This window comes from Flavobacterium panacis (assembly GCF_024649945.1).
GTDB lineage: Bacteria > Bacteroidota > Bacteroidia > Flavobacteriales > Flavobacteriaceae > Flavobacterium > Flavobacterium panacis.
Genome location: NZ_JANKMS010000001.1, coordinates 94,822 through 116,354, shown reverse-complemented (window position 1 = coordinate 116,354; position 21,533 = coordinate 94,822). Strand labels below are relative to the sequence as shown.

General features: G+C 30.8%; 23 protein-coding genes and 1 tRNA gene. 15 read left to right on the top strand and 9 right to left on the bottom strand.

Annotation, left to right across the window (positions count from 1 at the left end; all coding sequences use genetic code 11):
* Nucleotides 1-4 precede the first annotated feature (4 nt).
* Nucleotides 5-508 (top strand): endonuclease V, encoded by a 504-nt coding sequence (locus NQQ59_RS00565; protein WP_144212667.1) that lies wholly within the window; start codon nt 5-7, stop codon nt 506-508.
* A gap of 47 nt (nt 509-555) precedes the next feature.
* On the opposite strand, the gene NQQ59_RS00560 is transcribed toward NQQ59_RS00565, so the two are convergent.
* On the bottom strand, nt 556-1,134 hold the full coding sequence (locus NQQ59_RS00560) for an HD domain-containing protein (RefSeq protein WP_144212665.1): 579 nt from the start codon (nt 1,132-1,134) through the stop codon (nt 556-558).
* A 126-nt stretch (nt 1,135-1,260) separates the two neighbouring features.
* Here NQQ59_RS00560 and NQQ59_RS00555 point away from each other — a divergent pair, with 126 nt between their 5' ends.
* The 5 genes from NQQ59_RS00555 to NQQ59_RS00535 all read left to right on the top strand — a co-directional run bounded on the left by NQQ59_RS00555 (nt 1,261) and on the right by NQQ59_RS00535 (nt 5,184).
* A complete protein-coding gene (locus NQQ59_RS00555) occupies nt 1,261-1,794 on the top strand; it encodes a hypothetical protein (protein ID WP_144212663.1) in 534 nt (177 codons plus the stop codon).
* Nucleotides 1,795-1,854: 60 nt separating this feature from the next.
* Entirely contained in the window at nt 1,855-2,841 is a 987-nt protein-coding gene (locus tag NQQ59_RS00550; RefSeq protein ID WP_144212661.1) for a hypothetical protein, read from the top strand.
* A 64-nt stretch (nt 2,842-2,905) separates the two neighbouring features.
* A complete protein-coding gene (locus NQQ59_RS00545; protein ID WP_144212659.1) occupies nt 2,906-3,400 on the top strand; it encodes a hypothetical protein in 495 nt (164 codons plus the stop codon).
* Between the two features lie 15 nt (nt 3,401-3,415).
* Entirely contained in the window at nt 3,416-4,345 is a 930-nt protein-coding gene (locus NQQ59_RS00540) for a DUF2268 domain-containing putative Zn-dependent protease (RefSeq protein ID WP_144212657.1), read from the top strand.
* Nucleotides 4,346-4,389: 44 nt separating this feature from the next.
* Nucleotides 4,390-5,184, top strand: coding sequence for a hypothetical protein (locus tag NQQ59_RS00535; protein ID WP_144212655.1), 795 nt, complete (start codon nt 4,390-4,392; stop codon nt 5,182-5,184).
* Nucleotides 5,185-5,205: 21 nt separating this feature from the next.
* Here NQQ59_RS00535 and NQQ59_RS00530 read toward each other — a convergent pair whose 3' ends face one another.
* From NQQ59_RS00530 to NQQ59_RS00520, 3 genes are all read right to left on the bottom strand, one after another.
* Complete coding sequence (locus NQQ59_RS00530) at nt 5,206-6,201, bottom strand: serine hydrolase domain-containing protein (protein ID WP_144212653.1); 996 nt, start codon at nt 6,199-6,201, stop codon at nt 5,206-5,208.
* Between the two features lie 17 nt (nt 6,202-6,218).
* Complete coding sequence (locus NQQ59_RS00525) at nt 6,219-7,037, bottom strand: hypothetical protein (protein ID WP_144212651.1); 819 nt, start codon at nt 7,035-7,037, stop codon at nt 6,219-6,221.
* A 219-nt stretch (nt 7,038-7,256) separates the two neighbouring features.
* Nucleotides 7,257-7,928 (bottom strand): DUF3826 domain-containing protein, encoded by a 672-nt coding sequence (locus tag NQQ59_RS00520; protein WP_222104866.1) that lies wholly within the window; start codon nt 7,926-7,928, stop codon nt 7,257-7,259.
* A gap of 129 nt (nt 7,929-8,057) precedes the next feature.
* Here NQQ59_RS00520 and NQQ59_RS00515 point away from each other — a divergent pair, with 129 nt between their 5' ends.
* From NQQ59_RS00515 to NQQ59_RS00505, 3 genes are read left to right on the top strand one after another with little or no spacing between them, the layout of a single operon-like run.
* Nucleotides 8,058-8,402, top strand: a complete 345-nt coding sequence (locus tag NQQ59_RS00515) for a VOC family protein (RefSeq protein WP_144212649.1) — start codon at nt 8,058-8,060, stop codon at nt 8,400-8,402.
* Nucleotides 8,403-8,408: 6 nt separating this feature from the next.
* The gene (locus tag NQQ59_RS00510) at nt 8,409-8,966 is read left to right on the top strand and encodes a hypothetical protein (protein ID WP_144221450.1); all 558 of its coding nucleotides are present in this window, start codon (nt 8,409-8,411) and stop codon (nt 8,964-8,966) included.
* 35 nt (nt 8,967-9,001) lie between these two features.
* A complete protein-coding gene (locus tag NQQ59_RS00505; protein ID WP_144212645.1) occupies nt 9,002-9,613 on the top strand; it encodes a hypothetical protein in 612 nt (203 codons plus the stop codon).
* 28 nt (nt 9,614-9,641) lie between these two features.
* On the opposite strand, the gene NQQ59_RS00500 is transcribed toward NQQ59_RS00505, so the two are convergent.
* The 4 genes from NQQ59_RS00500 to NQQ59_RS00485 all read right to left on the bottom strand — a co-directional run bounded on the left by NQQ59_RS00500 (nt 9,642) and on the right by NQQ59_RS00485 (nt 11,417).
* Nucleotides 9,642-10,202, bottom strand: a complete 561-nt coding sequence (locus NQQ59_RS00500; RefSeq protein ID WP_144212643.1) for a DinB family protein — start codon at nt 10,200-10,202, stop codon at nt 9,642-9,644.
* A gap of 61 nt (nt 10,203-10,263) precedes the next feature.
* The gene (locus NQQ59_RS00495) at nt 10,264-10,770 is read right to left on the bottom strand and encodes a Crp/Fnr family transcriptional regulator (RefSeq protein WP_144212641.1); all 507 of its coding nucleotides are present in this window, start codon (nt 10,768-10,770) and stop codon (nt 10,264-10,266) included.
* Between the two features lie 81 nt (nt 10,771-10,851).
* A complete protein-coding gene (locus NQQ59_RS00490) occupies nt 10,852-11,265 on the bottom strand; it encodes a helix-turn-helix domain-containing protein (protein ID WP_144212639.1) in 414 nt (137 codons plus the stop codon).
* Nucleotides 11,266-11,342: 77 nt separating this feature from the next.
* Nucleotides 11,343-11,417: transfer RNA gene (locus tag NQQ59_RS00485), tRNA-Val, on the bottom strand.
* Nucleotides 11,418-11,680: 263 nt separating this feature from the next.
* Here NQQ59_RS00485 and NQQ59_RS00480 point away from each other — a divergent pair.
* Nucleotides 11,681-13,471, top strand: a complete 1,791-nt coding sequence (locus NQQ59_RS00480) for an ABC transporter ATP-binding protein (protein ID WP_144212637.1) — start codon at nt 11,681-11,683, stop codon at nt 13,469-13,471.
* A 99-nt stretch (nt 13,472-13,570) separates the two neighbouring features.
* On the opposite strand, the gene NQQ59_RS00475 is transcribed toward NQQ59_RS00480, so the two are convergent.
* Entirely contained in the window at nt 13,571-14,743 is a 1,173-nt protein-coding gene (locus NQQ59_RS00475; protein ID WP_144212635.1) for a proline dehydrogenase family protein, read from the bottom strand.
* A 237-nt stretch (nt 14,744-14,980) separates the two neighbouring features.
* Here NQQ59_RS00475 and aroB point away from each other — a divergent pair, with 237 nt between their 5' ends.
* The 5 genes from aroB to recQ all read left to right on the top strand — a co-directional run bounded on the left by aroB (nt 14,981) and on the right by recQ (nt 21,513).
* Nucleotides 14,981-16,048, top strand: a complete 1,068-nt coding sequence (gene aroB / locus NQQ59_RS00470; protein ID WP_144212633.1) for a 3-dehydroquinate synthase — start codon at nt 14,981-14,983, stop codon at nt 16,046-16,048.
* A gap of 305 nt (nt 16,049-16,353) precedes the next feature.
* Entirely contained in the window at nt 16,354-17,757 is a 1,404-nt protein-coding gene (locus NQQ59_RS00465; protein WP_144212632.1) for a type III PLP-dependent enzyme domain-containing protein, read from the top strand.
* 106 nt (nt 17,758-17,863) lie between these two features.
* Complete coding sequence (locus NQQ59_RS00460) at nt 17,864-18,832, top strand: deoxyhypusine synthase family protein (RefSeq protein WP_095931202.1); 969 nt, start codon at nt 17,864-17,866, stop codon at nt 18,830-18,832.
* Nucleotides 18,833-18,840: 8 nt separating this feature from the next.
* The gene (locus tag NQQ59_RS00455) at nt 18,841-19,257 is read left to right on the top strand and encodes a DNA primase (RefSeq protein ID WP_144212630.1); all 417 of its coding nucleotides are present in this window, start codon (nt 18,841-18,843) and stop codon (nt 19,255-19,257) included.
* Nucleotides 19,258-19,398: 141 nt separating this feature from the next.
* Nucleotides 19,399-21,513: a DNA helicase RecQ gene (gene recQ / locus NQQ59_RS00450; RefSeq protein ID WP_144212628.1), complete on the top strand. Its 2,115-nt coding sequence runs from the start codon at nt 19,399-19,401 to the stop codon at nt 21,511-21,513.
* Nucleotides 21,514-21,533 lie beyond the last annotated feature (20 nt).

The window sequence follows — 21,533 nt, the reverse complement described above, 5'->3', positions numbered from 1 at the left end:
ATTTATGATCTTAGCTTTTGATACGTATTACTTTGACCAAAAAGCGAAAACGGTTTGTCTTGAATTTTCAGAATGGAATGAAGGCAAAAATTTTAAAGTTTATACTGAAATCATTGATAACGTTGAAGAATATATTCCTGGTGAATTTTACAAAAGAGAATTACCCTGTATTCTAAGTCTTTTAAATCAAATTGATTTATCTGTCGTTAAAGCAATTGTTGTAGATGGTTTTGTTTACTTAAATGATGATCAGAAATACGGTTTAGGTGGCTATTTATATGAAAAACTAAATAAAGAAATTCCGATTATTGGTGTTGCCAAAACGAATTTTGCTTCCATAGAAAAGAATAAAAAAGCACTTTTCAGAGGTGACAGTAAAAAACCGCTTTATATCACTTCGATCGGAATCGATTTGGATGAAGCTTTCTCTTATGTCGAACAAATGGATGGCGAATACAGAATGCCAACTTTATTGAAAGAACTGGATCGACTGACTAAAGAAAATTAAGTAAAAAGCCGTCTCTATTTTTTCTGGAGACGGCTTTTTATTTAAAATCAATTAGTTACAACGCCAATAAAACGATGGTATTCTTTAATTTTACTTTTTAATCTGTCAGCTAAATATTGATTAGCATCTTTCAGTTCGTCAAATATAATTTCAGCTTCTTCGATATATTTTAACTTTTTCTCATCATCCCAATAATAAGGAGGTTCGTAGAGATTACAAATCCTATCAGCCATTTTTACGGCCCAAACTTCAATAGGTTGTTGCTTGATTCGGCTTAAACTATCACGCATTTTTTCTAATGAAACTACAATTTCGTCATTTTTGGTTAAAGCCATCACACCTTTTGCTACTTGCTCTCCAAATAACTGATGTACTTTTTCATAATCAAAAACGGTATCTTCAATCGTATCATGAAGCATAGCGCATTTAACCGCTAAATCAGAATTCATGTTCTCCGTAAATTTTGTGGCGTTTAACACTTCAAAAACAACACTCCCAATATGATTGATATACTCTACCCTTTCTCCTTCATTACCGCCACCATATTTTTGTCCGTCGTGAAGTTTTGAAACCAATTGCCAAATATTTTGAATGTCGTCTATGGACCAGTCTTTTTCCTGTTGCATATATAATCTGATTTTTAGATTAAATGTAATTTACTTCTTTTTTCTAATATTTACAATAATTCAGTTTTAGTTCTGTATTTTCTATTGTTATAATGATTGTATATTAGCCTCAAATAAAATCCTTACATGCAGCAAACTTTAAAAATTACAAGCCTTACTGATGAAGACATAAAATTCCTGAAAAAACAAGTAAGAAAAGGGTATTTGACGTGGTCTATATTTTCGATAATAACAATTGTATTTCCTTTTAGTTGCATTTATTTGATTATCACCAATGAAGAGCTAACAGATAAAATTTTCTCCATTTTTATGGTACTAATTATTTTTGGCTTTTGGATCTATGCCACAATCAGAGCAATCATAGACATAAATAAGGATAGAAAGTATCTACTATTGCAGAAAAAAATTGAAGGAAATAGTATAGTTTTAGAAAAGGAAATTGTCACAATAGAAGGACATGATTCTGATAGAGATTCTTATCAAATAAAAATCTATTCTGATGTTGAAGAAAAACATAGAATAATAGAAGTCACAAAAAAATATTACGAACTAATCCAAACAGGAGATTCCTTATGGATTGAATATTATTTGGATAGTAATTATATCAAAACATTGATATTTGATAAAATTGACAGTAAGTACAAAAATTTTGTCAATTAAAAATAGAGATATAAAAAATAGCTAGTAACATTATTTTAAGCAACATAAAAATTTAATTTCATGCAAGAATATCTTGAGAAAAATTATGACATTTCTAACTGGTTTTATAGTAGTTATTATGGTTCAAAACTTGGAAATCTAAAAGGGAATATTCGTTTTATGAAAGTATTAGCTTTCGATTTTGATACTGAAATTAATGCATACAAGCTGATAAATGGAACAGCTTGTTTTTCTTTTGAATTTAACCGACAAAAAGAAGTTATTAGAGAATTAGATGGTCAGGAAAAATTTGAAACAAAGTATAAGAGTTTTAAAGATGGTAAAATAATTTCAAGAGAATATTTGCCTGATCATTCTATTGAATTATATGAATATGATGAATCGACACATTTAGCCAATAAGTATATAAATATCAATAAGGATGGAGTACGGAAAGAAAAAGAGTTAAAAATTGAGAGGTTAAAAGACGGCTCAATAATTCATTACACAGAAAATCACAACTATAATTATGATCCTTATGATAGACTAAAACTTGAAAAAGCAAATGATAGTGATAGAGAGGTTGTTTACGATTATTCCACTTTTGGAAAAAGGGGATATTACACGAAAACAAGTTATCTAAAAGGTCAAATAAGTTCAGTTGAAAGATTTAGTCAGGACAACTATATTCTTATGAGGATATTGAATCGTGATGGTATCTTCTTGAGTAAAAGAATGTACTTTTATAATGAAAATAATCAATTGATACAGCTTCTAATCTTTTTTGACGACGATTCATTTGAGAATCATTACTATTTTTATAATGAAATTGGACTTTTAATTGAAGACAAAATTTCTTATCCAGGTGGAAAAATCGGAACGTGTGATTTTTTTGAATATGATCTTCATCATAATGTAATAAAGAGTAGAGATTATTCCTATCAATATAAATATGATGAACATGGAAATTGGGTTGAGAAAATTGAAATTAGGAGTGCAACAAATCAAATATTGTACAAGACAACTCGTGAATTTGAGTACTTTCCCAAAGGATTATATCTAGCTTAGTTAAATTTCTTTAAGGATATTAAACAAACCAGAGCAGAAAAACATTTCTACCTAATAAATAGTGATGACAAAAATTATTATTGAAAACCTAAAGATTTTATCTGAGAATTTCAAACACAAATTTGATACTTTCTCAGACACAATCATTTTTGTAAATGAGGTTAATAAAATTAGAATTAGACCTGAAAACAATACCAATTTTAGAATAACTTATAATCTGTGTTTGGATGAAAAAACGATTTTAGTTTCAAAAGAAACGATTTATCATTTTGTTTTGGAGTTATTTAAAAGAAAGGATACCGATACTGAAGTAAATTCCTTTCATAAAAAAACAATTGATATCGAAGAATGGTTTAAAATTGAAAAAGAAGAATCACTAAACATAATCAGCGAAATTGAAAAGGAGCTGGATTATAATTACAGATTAAAATACTTAATCTTGGAAACTAAGCGATTTGAAATAACCTATTTTAATGGTTTACTTATTCTAGAAGATAAACAGAAAGAATATTCTGCTAATGTGTTTAATTTTAGAAATATAGCTGAGATAATTCAATAACATAAAAGATTCAATATGAAAATAAAATACCTTGTTTTATTCGTTCTGGTTTCTATTCAAAATACTGCTTTTGGACAAACTAATTTTTCTGAGAATCCTTTTGATGCAGTTTTTGAAACAAAAGACACAAAGAATTTTTGGCTCGCATTTGATAAAATGGAAAAAACGAAAGAAAATCCATTTGTTGAATATATGAAAAAAGGTTCTCCTGGTGTGAAAGCGTTTACTGAATACAGAATTATAAATGCAGATTCTCTTTTTGTGGTTGTGAAGAAAAGAAAAGCAGATTATGAACTTTCTCGAAATGTTTTAGATGGTCTAAATACTAAAGAAAAAAGAGTAAGAGCTATTTACAGTGCATTAAAATATTGGTATCCAAAGGCAAAGTTCCCTCCTATTTATTTTGTTTATGGAAGATTTAATTCTGGAGGAACTTCTGCTCTTGAAGGAATTGTAGTGGGAACAGAAAAACTTCAAAATTTAGATGGAATTTCAGGTTTAATTGCCCACGAACTGGTACATTATCAGCAAAACATATCGGGTAAAGATGCTTTGTTGAAATGGTGTTTGCTTGAAGGAGGCGCTGATTTTATCGGCGAGCTTATTTCGGGAGAATCAATAAATCAGTTTTCATATCAATATGGAGAAAAAAATTTGGACAAATTGTGTATGGAATTTGTGTCAAGATTAAAGAACATAGATAATCAGGATTGGTTATATGGAACATCCCAAAAAGACGACAGGCCAAATGATTTAGGATATTGGATTGGTTATAAAATAACCGAAGCTTATTTCAATAAACAGAAAGACAAACAGAAAGCAATTGATGAAATATTAAACATAAAAGATACCATGCAATTTTTAAAACAAAGTGTTTTTTTAGATGTCTATATTGAAAAATATCAGAAGAATAAAAAGGAAAGTTATGATGAGTTTTTTAAATAATTAAATCGAAACTAAACACTATTCTTTCTCTTAAAATTTAAAAAATGAACTTATTAAGAATATTTGACCAGACATTTACTGAACGTAAATTTGTGTTTTTCATTCTATTTGAATTGTTAAACAATGTCGAATTTGAAGAAACAATGCCTGTAGAATATAATAAATTATTAGCTGACTTTAATGAAAAGCTGAGATATAATATTTTTAGTGAATTAAATTTAAATAGTGCTCTAAATCAAGAAAACAAAGCCTCATTCATAAAGATATTTGAATCACTTAATTCTAACAGATTTAACTTGGTTTCTAACGATCTTAATCAAGTATTACGATCCAAACTGTTTTTAAATCAAGATCGTAAGAAAATTGGAAGAATAATCTATGAGCAACTTGAAAATAAAATCTATGTGACAGATATTTTTAATGCAATTTTGAATGCTCTAAAATTTGAAACCTTTCATGAAGTAAGTATAGTTGGTGCAGATGAATTACTTGGTGATTGGACTTCAATTAAAGAATCAGGTCAGTTACGAATAAATTACAATATGACAGATTGGACACCAATTGGATCAAAAATTGAATTGAAAATAGAAGAATTCGAAGATGATTTCTATAAGTTTATTTGTTTGGCCACAGTGAGAAATTATAATTCCAGAGATTTTTTTCTAATAAATGTACACGAAACAAATGTTCAGATAAAAAACGGCTTTTTTTATCACTATAATTTTGAAACCAATAAGCTTATTTATAAAAAGCCTATTTATGAATTTGAAAATAATACCTTCAAAACTACAATTGGTGATTATGAGTTTGTTTTTCAAAAGAAAAACTTAAGTGAGTAAATGGCAGATTTTAAACAAGTCTTATTTAAATATATCTTGTATCGAACTGCTTATTTCATCCAAATTATTTTGCTTGTTATTGGTCATCAAAATAATGGTTAAATCGGGATTACTGACCAATAAAGCTTGATAATTAAACGCTGCGCCATCATGTCTGTGATTGATTACTTTACCAAGTTTGATACTTCCTTCGCCAAGACCAGTCTGACTTTCTTCAGAAAAAGGCACAAAAAGCTGAAGCGTTGATTCAAGTGAAATAATTTTAAATGAATTTATTGCTTCTGACCATTTGTAAAAATCTCTCAAATCTAAAGCTGTCCAACCAGAAATGTTATATTTAAGATCATCTTGTTTTCCGTTATTATTAAATGATTTTGCAAAAAGTTTTTCATTTTTGTCCGGATCCACAACTGCATTTTTTATACCGATTGGAAGAAGTATTTTCTCAATAACAAAAGAATTGAAAGTCATACCAGTAATTTTCTCAATGATTCTCCTTTGTAAAAACACATTGTTATTATTATAATCGTATTTTGTCCCCGGCTCAAAATCAAGAGATGCTGTACTTTTTAGAAAAGCCATATTATCTGAATCCTGATTGACTTCCTTCCATCTTATTTGTGGAAGTCCGCTTGTGTATTGCAGTAAATGAATAATTTTGATGTTATCAGCCCATAAAGGAAGTTCAGGAAGATATTTTGAAATAGCATCATCAAGCTTTAATTTCCCTTGTTCTTTAAGCATCAATATTCCTACCGCATTAAATTCCTTTGCAATTGAACCAATATGAAAACGGTATTTTTTATTTAAGAGATTAGATTTACTCGTATCGGCTTTTCCAAAAGCTTTTTCGTAGATTATTTTGTTCTTTTGAGCAATTAAGACATTTCCGTTGAAACTTTTGGAATTTTGTAGATTACGAAACAAAATATCGAGATTAGCTTCTTCTCTTCTCTGTCCGTAAGTGTTCGCTATTATAAAGAATACGATGATAAGACAAGTTTTTCTAAGTAGCATTTTTTATGTCGTAGTTTTTATAAATAGTTCTGTCTTTGTTTAATGAACTGCCAATCGTATTGAGTACAAAGTCCAATTCCATGATGTTCACCCTTACCATTTTGCGGTAATTCATTAAATATTTCTGGAATTTGACCAATAACTTCAATTAAACAGTGAGAGTGATGTCCTTTAGACAAATTAGTATGAAAAATGACTCTGAAATTATAGGCAAATTTAATGATGGTTTTTTGTTCAATAAATTTTGATAAATCTCTCGTATCAAAAATAATATCATAAACTTTTGGCAAAGTGACGTTTGCATAACAAGAAGAAATTCCAACCGACAGTATATTTGGATTATTTCTTTCTGATAATAAAGATCTAAATTCTTGTTTTACATCATTAAATTTTTCATCTGGCAAACGCGAATATCTTTCCCTTTTTAAATCATCAATATTTTCGGGAAAGTCAAACGGAATGAAATCATGAATCGTAATAAACCTGTCAATCGGTTCAATATCTAACTCCTTTTGCCAAGGAAATTCTGTTTTATAAAATAGATCAAATAAATTAGTAAAAATCAACTTAATTATTGTGCTAAAGTCAGATGATTTCTCATAATATTTATTGTACAAATCTTCAATCTTTAGAATCGACTTGAATTTTTGATTTTTTATGTCAAGGTAAATCGGTACAAACTCATCTATAAAATTCAATCGGTCCATATTAGCCAGAGAATCTGTTTGAAAATAATTTGAATTGGTTATTTCTTCCAATAAAAGTTCAGCAAAATGTCTTTTGAGGGATGAATTATAATACCGTAACCTTTCAAAATTATCTTCGAATGTATTCATATTACTGGTGAATTGTTTTTATAGAGATTGGGATTAAAGAGATTAGCTAGCAAGTTTCACTAAAATCTACTGATAAGTCTTTGTTTAGTAAGATTTGTTACATTTTATGTATTTCAAATATATTGTTTTTTCTAAAGTATTCTTTTCAAAAGGAACCTTTAAATTATTAATTTTCAGTTCATATATGTTTTAAAATAATAGAAAAAAAACTCCCTAATTTTAAGGAGTTTTTGTCTTTTTAGCAGCTTCTTTTTCGGCTTTAATTTTCTTTGTATAATCAGCATACATCTGGCGCCAGTTACGACCATTATTATTTAAATATTGTTCAGCTTGTGTTTTGTAAATTTCAAAAATGACCGAAATCTCTTTCATACTTTTGTAATCTACTGCTTGTTCACGAGCTTTTTCTAGTAATTTTTGAATTTCAGCAGTTTCTGTATCAGTCATTTCCAGAACAATCGCCTGATAACCTTTCATTGTAAAAGCGACTTTTCCTACTGTATATTTATCTAAAACTAAAGCTACTTGTTGTTCATTTAAATCCTTTCTTAATCCGCTCATTAAATCATCATGAACTTTTGAAGGTATTGCTGAATCAGCAATAATTTGTCTATGAAGTTCAGAAAGAGGTTTTCCATCCAAAGGATTTATTCCTGCTGGAACTGTAGAAGCAGGATGACTATTATGCCATTCTTTTACTGCAGTCAAATGTGTAGCGACTACTTGCGACAACCTTTCTTCTTTTGCACGATCATTTAATGATAAAGAACCGATCCATTCTTTGGCTTTTGTTGTTTCGTCTTGTTCTGTTTTACCAGTTTGTGCATTGATTGTAATGTTGGTAATTAAAAGTAACATTATGATTGATGCTAATCTATTTTTCTTTTTCATAAAATTTAATAGTTTTGAGTTTTTGATTTAAAAATACAAAACGCAATCTGGTTTTTGAGTTTTTAAGTGTATAATTAACAATTATTAAGAATTCAAAGAAAATTATAAATAAATATAGTTCAAAAACAGATGGAGATTAGACTTATTGTAATACGTACAAACGCCCCCAAACGTCTTGCTGACTTTTATAACTTGCTTGGTTTAACATTTGATTATCATAAACATGGTAATTCGCCTATGCATTATTCTTCTAAAATTGGAAGCATGGTTTTAGAAATTTATCCATTGGCAAAAAATCAAACAGAAGCAGATAAAAACATAAGACTAGGTTTTGCTATTGACAATTTTGAAGAAACATTGAATTTGCTCAATCATCATAACGTTTCATTTTCGGAACCAATGCAAACAGATTTTGGCTTTTTGAGTATTGTTTCAGATCCTGATGGAAGAAAAATAGAACTTTATAAAAAATAATTTTACTTGTCAAAAATCAATCGAACAGATAATATGACTGAAATAAAAATAGTCTTTCGTTTTAATATTTCTGAAGTTGTATTTCCTCCAATTGAAGAATTCCTATATTCTAATAAAGAGTTAAACATTATCTCGGAAAATCGAATTAAAAATGAATTTTTGAAAAGCGAAAATGCTATTGCTAGTCAGATTAATAATTGCATTAACAATGGAGAATTGATTCCAACAGAAATATGGTGTCCGTTTTGGACTTGTATGATTTCTGAAGGTCAAATGAATATTTTTACAGCGGCAGTTGGAAATCTTGAACAATTTAAAGAATTTGAAAAATGTATGACAGCCAATGAGTTTATACTTTCTGAAATTATTTATTTGAAATTAAACGATATTTCCAGAATTACTCAAATGGCAAAAGAGAAATATTATAAAATATATGATGACGAAGAAATATTGAGAAATCATATTGAAAAATATAATGAAATGAGAGAAGAAGTAATACGTTACGCTTTACCAAAATATAAAGTGGTGATAAAGGATTTCTTTTTAGAAAAAATAAAAGTGTAAGGTATTTTACGGTTTAAATAAAAAATAAAAACAAAATGGGAGTTGATCTAAACGTTATAATCGGACATAACTTGACATCAAAAGAAATAATGGATTTTCCTAATGTATTGAACAGAAACAAAGAGCTTAAGGATGTTTTCCTAGAAGGAATTAATAGTAAGTTAGAACACGGCGCTACTGTTGAACGAATACTATCCATTCTTGAAAAAGAATATTTTTGGCAAAACATTACTGAAAATGATTTGTTAGATTCCTGGAAAAATAATGAAACTCCCGAGCTCGTTGCAGAATACGGTTATATATGCCATATGCTGGATACTTATTTTGGATTTTTGTATTTCAACAAAAGAACTATTGATATTACTTATCTTCCTGAACATAAGTATGCTAATTTGAAATACCAAGCGAATAGAGAATTCATATTCAACTTTAGTAAAGCACTCGCTAAGTTAGTAGGTTCTGAAAAAATTATTTATTGTGCCGATACTGGCTCGACTGAAATTATAGAGTGTTGGGCAACAGAAGGAATGACGATTGAGTCAGTACTAGATCTTGCCATAAAAGAATTTGGAATGCCATCGACAGTAGTCCAGGAAGCAATTGATAAAAGATTTATAATTGAAGATGTTCAAAATCCTATTTATTGAAAAAGTTAAGATATAAAAAACTCCAAAATCATAAGACTTTGGAGTTTCTCATTTCAACTTGTATTTGATCAATTTGATTAAAATGTCTAATGTTATGATTGACAAAAAAATGAAAAGTATCTCCTAATTTTAGTCTAATAAACTTTGATATAGAAATTTTGATCTTTACTTTGTTTAAACTCACATTTCTTGATTGATTCAGCAAGTCCAAAAGTTTTATTTGCTGATTTAAAAACCTGTCAATTACTGATTTGTCAAGTTTAGTATTCAATGGATTTTTGTCTTTAAAAGTTTTCATTTTATTTAGCTTTCCTTTTGGCAGCATACTGTTGGCAAAATAATTTCCTAGAATTCCACTTTTAAATTCAAAATCAGTTTTGGTGACCGATTTTTTTATTTCGCTTTCTATTTCTGGCAAATAATAATCGCCATACAAATTCAAATGCTCTAAACATTCCAAAATGCTCCAAGAACTTTCGTTTCTTCTCCAAGTCAAAGCATTCAAATCATAATCCTTTAGTTTTTCTGCTTGATTAATAATTTGTCTCGTTTGCTCTAAAATTCTTTCTATAAATTCTTCTGATTGCATAATTCTATTTTTTACTTCATGCAAAATTGTGAAAAGTATTTTCTATAAATCTTGATTGAAGTCAAGACTTTTTTAACCTAGACAAAGTTTCGGCACTCATTCGTAAATAATTGGCAATATGCCGGTTTGGGATTTCCTGAAAAAGTTGCGGACTCCTTTTTAAAACCCTTTCATATCTTTCTTTTGGAGAATTTGTTAGAATGTCGATTTCTCGTTCCATTTGTTGAACTACGAGATTTTCTAAAATTGTTGTCCATAAACTTCGATTGCTTTCATTTTCTAAAAAACTATCTATTTGCTTTTTATCCACAACTTTTACAACCGTCTTTTTTATGGCTTGAATGAACAAATCAGAAGGCTTTCCTGTTAAAAAAGAATCTAACGAAACAATTAAATTTTCTTTATAACCAAATCTAATTACTCGCTCTTCATTTTCATCTAAAACAAAAATCCTAACACTTCCACTTTCTATAAAATACAAATTGTTATCAATACTGCCTTTAACCTTCAGAAAATCATTTCTGTCGATTGTTATTGTTTTATTCGAAAGCTCTATAATTTCTTTCATTTTCTGTTTTGCTGTAGTTTAAATATAAAGCAAAAACCTCCAAAATCATAAGGTTTTGGAGGTTTTGAATTCTTTATTTTTTTATAATGATTCTTTATTGATAAGCTTTTCAAGTCGTAGCATCATTTCATCTTTTTCTTTCAGCATGCGTTCGTATAATGCAATTTTTTCATCATGGAGTTTTTTCAACTCTTCGATAGGATTGAAATTAAATGTAGAATTAGGATTTCCAACGCAGGCATTATCTCCAAAAGTATTGGAAATGATATTTATAGCTTGTTCTTCATCAAAGTTCTGAAATGCTTCTACAGGAATTTTCAATATATCTGAAATTTGCTTCAATATATCGTCTTCAATTACATCCTTTTGCTCCAGCATAAAGATTTTCTTTTGATTCCAGTTCTCTCCTAGATCGAAAGCCAACGCCTCCTGCTTTATGTTAAGCATTTCTCTAAAACGTTTTACATTTCTTCCCTGATGAATTTTTTGTTCCATAAATAAGTATAAGTTTTATGATGCTCAAAGATAAAAAAAAACTCCAAAATCATAAGACTTTGGAGTTTTGGAGTTTGTGGGCGATGAGGGGTTCGAACCCCCGACCCCCTCGGTGTAAACGAGGTGCTCTGAACCAGCTGAGCTAATCGCCCTATTTTACTAGGTTGCTATCGTTTGTGATTGCGAGTGCAAATATACAGCTAGATTTTATATTTACAAGTCTTTTTTTGAAAAATATGAAAAATAATTTTAATAAAATGTTTAGAAATCTATTTTTCAGCAATTTAAAAAAATAGAAAAAAACGTGTTTTCTTAATTTTAGTTAAAAATTGAATGTAGAAAAGCTATTTCCTAATAATCTTTTTGCAGTAATTTGCTATAATCATACCTTTGCCTACCTTAATTGTATATTCAAATGGCAAGATTTCAAGAAAATGATTTACCAAAAGCTAAATTAAACGCTAACTCTCTTCAAAAAGCACTCCGAATTTTTAAATATGCCAAGAGCCACAAATGGAAATTTTTCCTTGGCTTGATTTTTCTATTTTTAACAAGCGCTACTGCCCTCGCCTTTCCTAAACTAATGGGAATGCTTGTAGATTGCGTTACCAACAAAGATCTTTCTAAGGCAAACGAAATCGCATTAGGATTAATGGCTATTTTAGTTCTACAGGCCGTTTTTTCTTTTTTTAGAATTTCACTGTTTGTAAACTTTACAGAAAATTCCCTTTCAAACATTCGCTTTGCGTTGTATGAAAACCTGATCAAATTGCCAATGTCGTTTTATTCTCAAAAGCGTGTTGGGGAATTAAACAGTAGAATCAGCGCTGATATTTCGCAATTACAAGATACTTTCAGCACGACAATCGCTGAGTTTTTACGTCAGTTCATTCTAATAATTGGTGGTTTTGTAATCTTAGGAAGTATTAGTCCAAAATTAACTTTAATGATGTTGGCAATTGTGCCGATCGTGGCAGTTGCTGCCGTAATCTTTGGAAGATTCATTCGTAAATACGGAAAAAAGACACAAGATAAAGTTGCCGAAAGCCAAGTAATCGTTGAAGAAACATTACAAGGAATTAGCAATGTAAAAGCATTTGCTAACGAATGGTATGAAATTCAACGTTACAAAAACAAGATTAGAGAAATCGTAAAAATCGCTATTAAAGGCGGTCAATACAGAGGTTATTTCGCTTCATTTATTATTCTTTGCCTTTTCGGATGCGTTGTGGCCGTAGTTTGGTACGGAATCACATTAACGATAAAAGGTGAAGTTGAAGGTGTTGGAGATTTGATCTCATTCGTATTATATACAACCTTTATTGGTGCTTCTTTTGGGGGAATTGCCGAAATGTATGCACAGATTCAAAAAGCGGTTGGAGCAACAGAACGTGTTTTTGAATTGTTAGAAGAAACTCCAGAGGAAATTAATGCGAAACCTAGACTTACTGCTGTTGAGAAAATAAAAGGAAATGTATCGTTTAAAAACGTAGCTTTCAGTTATCCTTCAAGAAAAGAAGTTCAGGTTTTAAAAGACGTTAATTTCAATGCCGAATTCGGACAAAAAATAGCCATCGTTGGACCAAGTGGTGCCGGAAAATCTACTATTTCTTCTCTTTTATTGCGTTTTTACGATATCACTTCAGGAGAAATCTTAGTTGACGGAAAAAACATTTACGATTATGATTTAGAAGATCTTCGTGGAAATATGAGTATTGTTCCTCAAGACGTAATCTTGTTTGGCGGAACAATTAGAGAAAATATCGCCTACGGAAATCCAAATGCTTCTGAAGAAGAAATTATTGCAGCAGCAAAACAAGCCAATGCTTTCAACTTTGTAGACGGTTTTCCTGAGAAATTCGAAACTTTGGTTGGAGAGCGTGGTGTTAAACTTTCTGGAGGTCAGCGCCAACGTATTGCCATTGCAAGAGCATTGCTTAAAAACCCAAGTATTTTGATTTTAGATGAAGCTACGTCTTCTTTAGATAGTGAAAGCGAAAAACTAGTTCAGGAAGCTTTAGAAGTATTAATGGAAGGAAGAACAAGTATTATTATTGCTCATCGACTTTCTACCATTAGAAACGCGGATAAAATCTTAGTTCTAGACAACGGAAAAATTTCTGAAGAAGGAACACATCAAGAGCTAATAAACCTAGAAAATGGTATTTATAAGAATTTAAGTAATCTACAGTTTAGTAACTCTTAATTAAATTCCAAAATCCAAAACAATAAAAAAACTCCAATCGAAAGATTGGAGTTTTTTGTTCTATCCTGTAAACTGAGACTGTAAACTGAGACTAAAAAACTACTCTTTCCCTTTTCTACGTTTACGTTCTGCTTTAATCATAGATAATTCGCGGCTTGTTTGTCCGGCAACTGAAGTGTTTTCTTCAGCACGACGAATCAAGTATGGCATAACATCTTTAACAGGTCCGAACGGAAGATATTTGGCTACGTTATAACCATTTTCAGCTAAGTTGTAGCTAATATTATCACTCATTCCGTATAATTGTCCAAACCAGATTCTGTTATCGTTTTTAGCAATTCCTTTTTGAGCCATCATCTCCATAAGTTTATACGAACTTAATTCGTTATGAGTTCCAGCAAAGATTGACATTGTTTCAATATGATCTAGCATATAATTTACAGCAGCATCATAATTATCATCGGTAGCTTGTTTAGAAACGCAGATTGGCGAAACATATCCTTTTTCTTCTGCTCGTTTATTTTCTTTCTCCATGTAAGCACCACGAACTAATTTCATTCCGATGAAGAAACCTTCTTTTTTCGCAATTTCGTGTAAACCTTTTAAATAATCTAAACGATCCCAACGATACATTTGTAATGTATTGAAGACAATTGCTTTTTCTTTATTGTATTTGCGCATCATTTCGGTAACCAAATCGTCAGCTGCATCCTGCATCCAGCTTTCTTCACCATCAATTAATAAGGCTACATCTTTTTTGTGAGCCTCACTGCAAACTTGGTCAAAACGAGCTACTACTCTATTCCATTCTTCTTGTTCAGCAGGATTAAGAGCTTGTTTCTCTCCTAATTTTTCATACAATTCAAAACGTCCTAAACCAGTTGGCTTAAATACTGCGAATGGAATTGCTAAACGTTCTTTGGCAAATTCGATAGTTTTTAAAGTCATTTCCAAAGCAGCATCAAACTGCTCTTCTTCTTCTTTTCCTTCAACAGAATAATCTAATACTGACGAAACACCTTTAGTAAACATTTTGTCCACCACAGTCAAACAGTCGTTTTCGTTTACACCACCACAAAAGTGATCAAAAACAGTAGCACGGATTAATCCTTCAACCGGAAGATGTGCTTTTATTGCAAAATTAGTGACAGCAGTACCAATACGAACCAAAGGCTCGCTATCAATCATTTTAAAAAGAAAATAAGCTCTGTCAAGTTCTGTATCACTTTTAAGTGAAAATGCAACCTGAGTGTTATCGAATATTTTTTCCATTAAGTTTAGTTTTTATGCAAAGATAGAGAGTGTTTTGAATATTCTTCACAAAACAGGACGATATTTTTAGGTATCTTTAAATAATAACACAATAAAACATTCGATTATAAAGTAAATGTTTTGTTCTTAATTATAATGCAGATAAATTAGGTGTATTTTAAACAAATTAGAGCTAAAGTTTGATTATTAATTAGTTTAAAATACTTTATTTTTGCGCTTTCAATTAACTAAAGAATTATGCAATCTATTCAGGCCAATAATTATCTAGTGCATTTCAACCAAAATGCATACGAAGCTTTAAATAAACATTTAAGAGAAAATAAATACTCCAATATATTTATTATTGTTGACGATCAGACAAACGAATATTGTCTTCCGAAGTTTATTCCGCATTTAGAAACAGATTTAGCGATCGAAATTATTGAGTTTGAAGCCGGAGAAGCAAATAAGAACATCGAAACTTGTATCGAAATCTGGAATATTCTGACAGAACTTGGAGCAGATCGTAAAACACTTATTATTAATGTAGGTGGCGGTGTAGTAACAGATTTAGGTGGTTTTGTTGCTTCTACTTTTAAAAGAGGAGTTGATTTTATCAATGTTCCGACTACTTTACTTTCTATGGTTGATGCTTCTGTTGGAGGAAAAACAGGTGTTGACTTAGGAAATCTTAAAAACCAGATTGGTGTAATCAATGTGCCGCAAATGGTATTAATTGACACCGAATATTTAGAAACTTTACCACAAACTGAAATGCGATCTGGTTTAGCCGAAATGCTTAAACATGGTTTGATTTATGACGCACCTTACTGGAGACAGTTTTCTGATTTAAAATCTATTGTTTTTGATGAATTGGATCAATTGATTTATCGTTCTGTTGAAATTAAGAATGAAATCGTTATTCAGGATCCAACAGAAAAAAACATTCGTAAAGCTTTAAATTTCGGACATACTTTAGGTCATGCTATTGAAGGTTATTTTTTAGAAAGTGAAGAAAAAACTACATTATTACATGGTGAAGCAATCGCTGTTGGAATGATTTTAGAAAGTTATATTTCACTAAAGAAAGATTTAATTTCTGAAGAAGAATACAGAGAAATCAAAACCATTATTAAAGGTATTTATGATGATGTTCTTTTTGAAGAAAATGATATCGATCCGATCTTGGAATTGCTTATTCACGACAAAAAAAATGAATACGGTTTAATTCAATTTGCATTGATTGAAGGAATCGGCAAGATAAAAATTAACCAATCCGTTGAAAATAAATTAATTCTAGACGCGTTTCAAGATTATAAATCTTAAACTTTTTTTAATCGAAAGCGTTGCATTTGGTATATTTTATTTTTTACATTTGCCCCATGAAAACAAACAAGCAGCAAAGAAATTTTAGCTCTTATCGAAACCGTCTCAACAGTTCTTTATTAAGAATGTTGAATCGTTTTTACAATAGTAAAAGTCCGCTTTGCTTTGATGTTTTCCAATGTTCAAAAGCCGAGCACGAAAAACTGCCGATTATATTCGCCAATATTAGAGTTTGAATTTAAGATTTAGTACCTTAATATCTAAATTACAAGTAAAAATTACAATCTCTAAAAATTGACAAATAAATGAATACAAAATATTCGGATCTAATAAACCAAACATACTACTTTCCACAAGAGGAATTTAAACTAAACAAAGACAACTTATTGTTTCACAATATCGATTTGATGAAATTGGTTGAACAATACGGAACACCGTTAAAGTTTACTTATTTACCTCAGATTTCTGAAAATATCAATAAGGCAAAAGCTTGGTTCAGAAAATCGATGGAAAAAAACAAATACGACGCAAAATACTACTATTGTTATTGCACAAAAAGTTCTCATTTTGAATATATCATGAATGAGGCTTTTAAAAACAATATTCATATCGAAACTTCATCTGCATTTGATGTAAACATTGTAGAGAATTTGTTAGAGAATGGCAAAATCAATAAAAGTACTTACGTAATCTGTAATGGTTTCAAAAGAGACGAATACATTTCTAATATCGCAAGATTAATCAACAACGGACATAAAAATACTATTCCGATTATTGATAATTACGAAGAGTTAGATTTACTTCAGGCAGAAATTAAAGGAAAATTCAAAATTGGAATCCGTATTGCTGCTGAGGAAGAACCTAAATTTGAGTTTTATACTTCAAGATTAGGTATCGGTTACAAAAACATAGTTTCTTTCTATAAAAAACAAATCCAGGAAAATGATAAGTTAGAGCTTAAAATGCTTCACTTCTTTATCAATACTGGAATCAACGATACATCATATTACTGGAATGAGCTTGTAAAATGTATTAAAGTATACATTGCTCTAAAAAAAGAGTGCCCTACTCTTGACGGTTTGAACATTGGAGGTGGTTTCCCTATTAAAAACTCACTTGCCTTTGAATATGATTATCAATACATGATTGATGAAATTATCAATCAAATTAAAATTGCTTGTGATGAAGCTGAAGTTGATGTTCCAAATATTTTTACGGAATTTGGATCATTTACTGTAGGCGAAAGCGGTGGTGCAATCTATCAGATTTTGTATCAAAAACAACAAAATGATAGAGAAAAATGGAATATGATCGACTCATCATTCATTACCACTTTACCAGATACTTGGGCTATAAACAAACGTTTTATTATGCTGGCTGTAAATCGCTGGAATGATACCTACGAACGGGTTCTGTTGGGAGGTCTGACTTGTGATAGTGACGATTATTACAATTCTGAGCAAAACATGAATGCCATTTATTTGCCAAAGTACAACAAAGAAAAACCTTTATATATTGGTTTCTTTAATACTGGAGCTTATCAGGAGACAATTGGAGGATACGGAGGTTTACACCACTGTTTAATTCCACAACCTAAACATATTCTAATTGACAGAGACGAAAACGGGATTTTGGCAACTGAGGTATTCTCAGAACAACAGACTTCAGACGACGTTTTGAAGATTTTAGGATACAAAAAAAAGTTGTAAAAAAAACGGCAAATTAAGTAATGGATATCTTTAGAAAATTCTTAATTTGCATTAACATCCAAAAAGGTTAAACTTTTTAATTCAAAAAAAAACAAAAACAAAAGAAATGAAAGGACCAATCAGTCAGTTTATTGAAAAACATTATTTGCATTTTAACTCTGCTTCATTAGTTGATGCTGCAAAAGCATATGAGCAGCAATTAGCCGATGGTGCAAAGATGCTTGTGAGTATGGCTGGCGCAATGAGTACAGCTGAAATTGGTAAAATTTTTGCCGAAGTAATTAGACAAGACAAAGTACATATTATTTCATGTACTGGTGCGAATCTAGAAGAAGATATCATGAATTTAGTAGCTCATTCACACTACGAAAGAGTTCCTAACTACCGTGATTTAACTCCAGAAGACGAATGGGCATTATTAGAAAGAGGATTAAACCGTGTTACAGACACATGTATCCCTGAACATGAAGCTTTCCGTCGTTTACAAAAACACATTTACAAAATCTGGAAAGATGCAGATGATAAAGGAGAACGTTATTTTCCGCATGAATTCATGTATAAAATGTTGTTATCTGGTGTTTTAGAAGAATATTACGAAATTGATTTAAAAGATAGCTGGATGTATGCAGCTGCAGAGAAAAATTTACCAATTATCGTTCCAGGATGGGAAGATAGTACAATGGGAAATATCTTTGCTTCATACGTAATTAAAGGTGAATTAAAAGCATCTACCATGAAATCTGGAATTGAATACATGACTTTCCTTGCGGATTGGTATTCTAAAAACAGTTCAAACGGAATTGGATTCTTCCAAATCGGTGGTGGTATTGCTGGGGACTTCCCTATCTGTGTTGTACCAATGTTGTACCAAGATATGGAAATGCATGATGTTCCATTCTGGAGCTATTTCTGTCAGATTTCAGATTCAACAACCAGTTATGGTTCTTACTCTGGAGCAGTTCCAAATGAAAAAATCACTTGGGGTAAATTAGACATCAAAACCCCTAAATTTATTATTGAGTCGGATGCTACGATTGTTGCTCCGTTAATTTTTGCATATTTATTAGATTTATAAAATAATTTATGAAAAGAGTTATAGTAGACTACGCTAAACTTACCAATGAAATTTTAAACCTTTTGGTGGAGAAATTTCCTGATGGTTACGATGATTCGGATGTAATCCGTTTTAGAAATGCTAAAAACGAATTGGTTGAAGCTGTTGAAGTTCGTACTGAGGATACTATTTATTTAGTAAAAATTAGTACTAAATTGGCTGACAGAATTGAAAACTACGATGAAGATGATGATTTAGATGTTGACGTAGATGCAATTGCACCAGTTAAAGGTATGGATATTGATGACGATATCAGCGATGATGATGACGACGATGACAATCAAGACAAACCTGATACTGACGGTGGTGATGACGATGACGATGATGATGACAACGATAAAGCAGATACTGATTACGATGATGAAGATGAGGATGATGAAGATTAATTCATTTTCTTAAAATATTAAAAGGAACTCTATTTCGGGTTCCTTTTTTTTATTTTAATTATACTTTAAACGAAATTTAATTTTTTATGTTTTGTAGGATTATTTTTAATTTTATATTTACAACATAAAAATTATACGCCTATGACTTCAGAAATTTTACACGCTACTCTAAAAGAGAATTTTGGTTTTGAGAAATTCAGACCGAATCAGGAAACGATTATTACTACCATACTTTCAGGACAAGATGCATTAGCTATCATGCCGACTGGAGGTGGAAAATCAATATGTTTTCAACTTCCAGCTTTAATTTTACCCGGAATCACAATTGTAATTTCTCCGCTTATCGCATTAATGAAAGACCAGGTTGACAGTTTGAAAACCAACGGTATATCAGCATGTTATATCAATAGCTCACAATCTTCGCAAGAGCAGCAATATTATATAGATAATCTAAAATCAAATACTTTTAAATTAGTTTATATTGCTCCTGAAAGTTTGTCTTATTTAGATATGGCTTTTAATGAGTTAAATATAAGCTTGATAGCAATTGACGAAGCACACTGTATTTCATCTTGGGGTCATGATTTTAGACCTGCTTATACCAATTTGGGATATCTCAAAAGTCGATTCCCTTCTACTCCAGTTTTGGCATTAACAGCCACAGCCGATAAAGCAACTCGTACAGACATTACAAAACAATTGAATTTAATAAGACCTAAAACTTTTATCGCTTCTTTTGATAGAAAAAATTTAAGTTTAGAAGTGCGTCCGGCCTTAGATCGTGTTAAACAGATTGTAGATTTTATTGAAGATAAACAGAACGAATCTGGAATCATTTATTGTCTTAGTCGTAAAACTACAGAGGAACTTGCTGAAAAATTAAAGAAAAACGGAATTACCGCAAAAGCATACCACGCCGGATTAGACAATGAAACTCGTGCCAAAACTCAAGATCAATTTATTAATGATGATTGTCAGGTAGTTTGCGCCACTATTGCTTTTGGAATGGGAATTGACAAATCGAATGTTCGCTGGGTGATTCATTATAATCTTCCAAAAAATATTGAAGGATATTATCAGGAAATCGGAAGGGCTGGACGTGATGGACTTCCAGCAGAAACTGTTCTGTTTGAAAGTTACGCCGATGTAATCCAACTTCAAAAATTTGCTTCTGAAGGATTGAACTCTGATATTCAGTTGGCGAAATTAGATCGTATGAAGCAATATGCTGATGCTGTTAGTTGTCGCAGGAAAATTTTGCTTTCCTATTTTGGAGAACTGGTTACAGAGAATTGCGGAAACTGCGATATTTGCAAAAATCCTCCAACTTTTTTCGATGGGACGATTCTCGCGCAAAAAGCATTGTCTGCTATTGTACGTTTAAAAGAATCTGAACCATTAGCAGTAATTGTTGATTTTTTGAGAGGATCGAGAAACGCGTATATCTACGAAAAAAATTATCAAGAGCTAAAAACGTATGGAATTGGTGCTGATGTTTCTTGGTATGATTGGAATCAATATTTAATTCAGCTCATCAATTTAGGATATTGCGAAATCGCCTTTCATCAACACAACAAAATACTGCTTACTCCTTTTGCTAAAAAAGTTTTGTTTGAGGGGGAAAAAGTAAAATTGACTACTGTAGTTAAGAAAACAGTTGATAAAAACGAAATCAAACAAGAAAAAGCTAAAGTAGTTAAAAATTCTCTTTTTGAAACCCTGCGAAAATTGCGTTACGAAATTGCTCAGGAAGAAGAAGTTCCGGCGTATGTTATTTTTAGTGATGCTTCGCTACGTCAAATGGAAATTTTGAGACCAATGACAGATGAAGATTTTCTTGCTGTTGAAGGTGTTGGTAAAGCAAAATTGGAAAAATATGGATCTGAATTTATCAACGCCATAATTCAGTTTTACAAGAATAAATCGGTTGTCAAAAAAGAAAAAAAAGAAAACACATATGAAAAAACTTTAGAATTATTTGAGAGCGGAATTTCTGTAGAAGAAATAGCGGAAAGCCGAAATTTAGGTCGCACTACAATTATTTCACATTTAGCTAAATTGTATGTTGATGGACATCAAATAGATTTAAGTCAATTTGTTTCGGAAGATGAAATTTCAAAAATTCAAAAAGCACAAATAGAATTAGAAAAACCTGAAGCTTTGAGGCCTTATTATGAATATTTTGAAGAAAAAATGTCTTATGATAAAATTAGATTTGGCTTAGCTTTTATTGAGCGAAAGAGTCAAACGATTTAAAATAAAAAATCCTGTGAATC

Coding starts and splice junctions, on each gene's coding strand:
- NQQ59_RS00560 (WP_144212665.1), bottom strand. CDS start 1,134: ATGCAACAGGAAAAAGACTGGTCCATAGACGACATTCAAAATATTTGG.
- NQQ59_RS00540 (WP_144212657.1), top strand. CDS start 3,416: ATGAAAATAAAATACCTTGTTTTATTCGTTCTGGTTTCTATTCAAAAT.
- NQQ59_RS00465 (WP_144212632.1), top strand. CDS start 16,354: ATGAATACAAAATATTCGGATCTAATAAACCAAACATACTACTTTCCA.
- NQQ59_RS00565 (WP_144212667.1), top strand. CDS start 5: ATGATCTTAGCTTTTGATACGTATTACTTTGACCAAAAAGCGAAAACG.
- NQQ59_RS00475 (WP_144212635.1), bottom strand. CDS start 14,743: ATGGAAAAAATATTCGATAACACTCAGGTTGCATTTTCACTTAAAAGT.
- NQQ59_RS00515 (WP_144212649.1), top strand. CDS start 8,058: ATGGAGATTAGACTTATTGTAATACGTACAAACGCCCCCAAACGTCTT.
- NQQ59_RS00490 (WP_144212639.1), bottom strand. CDS start 11,265: ATGGAACAAAAAATTCATCAGGGAAGAAATGTAAAACGTTTTAGAGAA.
- NQQ59_RS00500 (WP_144212643.1), bottom strand. CDS start 10,202: ATGCAATCAGAAGAATTTATAGAAAGAATTTTAGAGCAAACGAGACAA.
- aroB (WP_144212633.1), top strand. CDS start 14,981: ATGCAATCTATTCAGGCCAATAATTATCTAGTGCATTTCAACCAAAAT.
- NQQ59_RS00495 (WP_144212641.1), bottom strand. CDS start 10,770: ATGAAAGAAATTATAGAGCTTTCGAATAAAACAATAACAATCGACAGA.
- NQQ59_RS00520 (WP_222104866.1), bottom strand. CDS start 7,928: ATGAAAAAGAAAAATAGATTAGCATCAATCATAATGTTACTTTTAATT.
- NQQ59_RS00480 (WP_144212637.1), top strand. CDS start 11,681: ATGGCAAGATTTCAAGAAAATGATTTACCAAAAGCTAAATTAAACGCT.
- NQQ59_RS00555 (WP_144212663.1), top strand. CDS start 1,261: ATGCAGCAAACTTTAAAAATTACAAGCCTTACTGATGAAGACATAAAA.
- NQQ59_RS00550 (WP_144212661.1), top strand. CDS start 1,855: ATGCAAGAATATCTTGAGAAAAATTATGACATTTCTAACTGGTTTTAT.
- NQQ59_RS00460 (WP_095931202.1), top strand. CDS start 17,864: ATGAAAGGACCAATCAGTCAGTTTATTGAAAAACATTATTTGCATTTT.
- NQQ59_RS00505 (WP_144212645.1), top strand. CDS start 9,002: ATGGGAGTTGATCTAAACGTTATAATCGGACATAACTTGACATCAAAA.
- NQQ59_RS00525 (WP_144212651.1), bottom strand. CDS start 7,037: ATGAATACATTCGAAGATAATTTTGAAAGGTTACGGTATTATAATTCA.
- NQQ59_RS00535 (WP_144212655.1), top strand. CDS start 4,390: ATGAACTTATTAAGAATATTTGACCAGACATTTACTGAACGTAAATTT.
- NQQ59_RS00545 (WP_144212659.1), top strand. CDS start 2,906: ATGACAAAAATTATTATTGAAAACCTAAAGATTTTATCTGAGAATTTC.
- recQ (WP_144212628.1), top strand. CDS start 19,399: ATGACTTCAGAAATTTTACACGCTACTCTAAAAGAGAATTTTGGTTTT.
- NQQ59_RS00530 (WP_144212653.1), bottom strand. CDS start 6,201: ATGCTACTTAGAAAAACTTGTCTTATCATCGTATTCTTTATAATAGCG.
- NQQ59_RS00455 (WP_144212630.1), top strand. CDS start 18,841: ATGAAAAGAGTTATAGTAGACTACGCTAAACTTACCAATGAAATTTTA.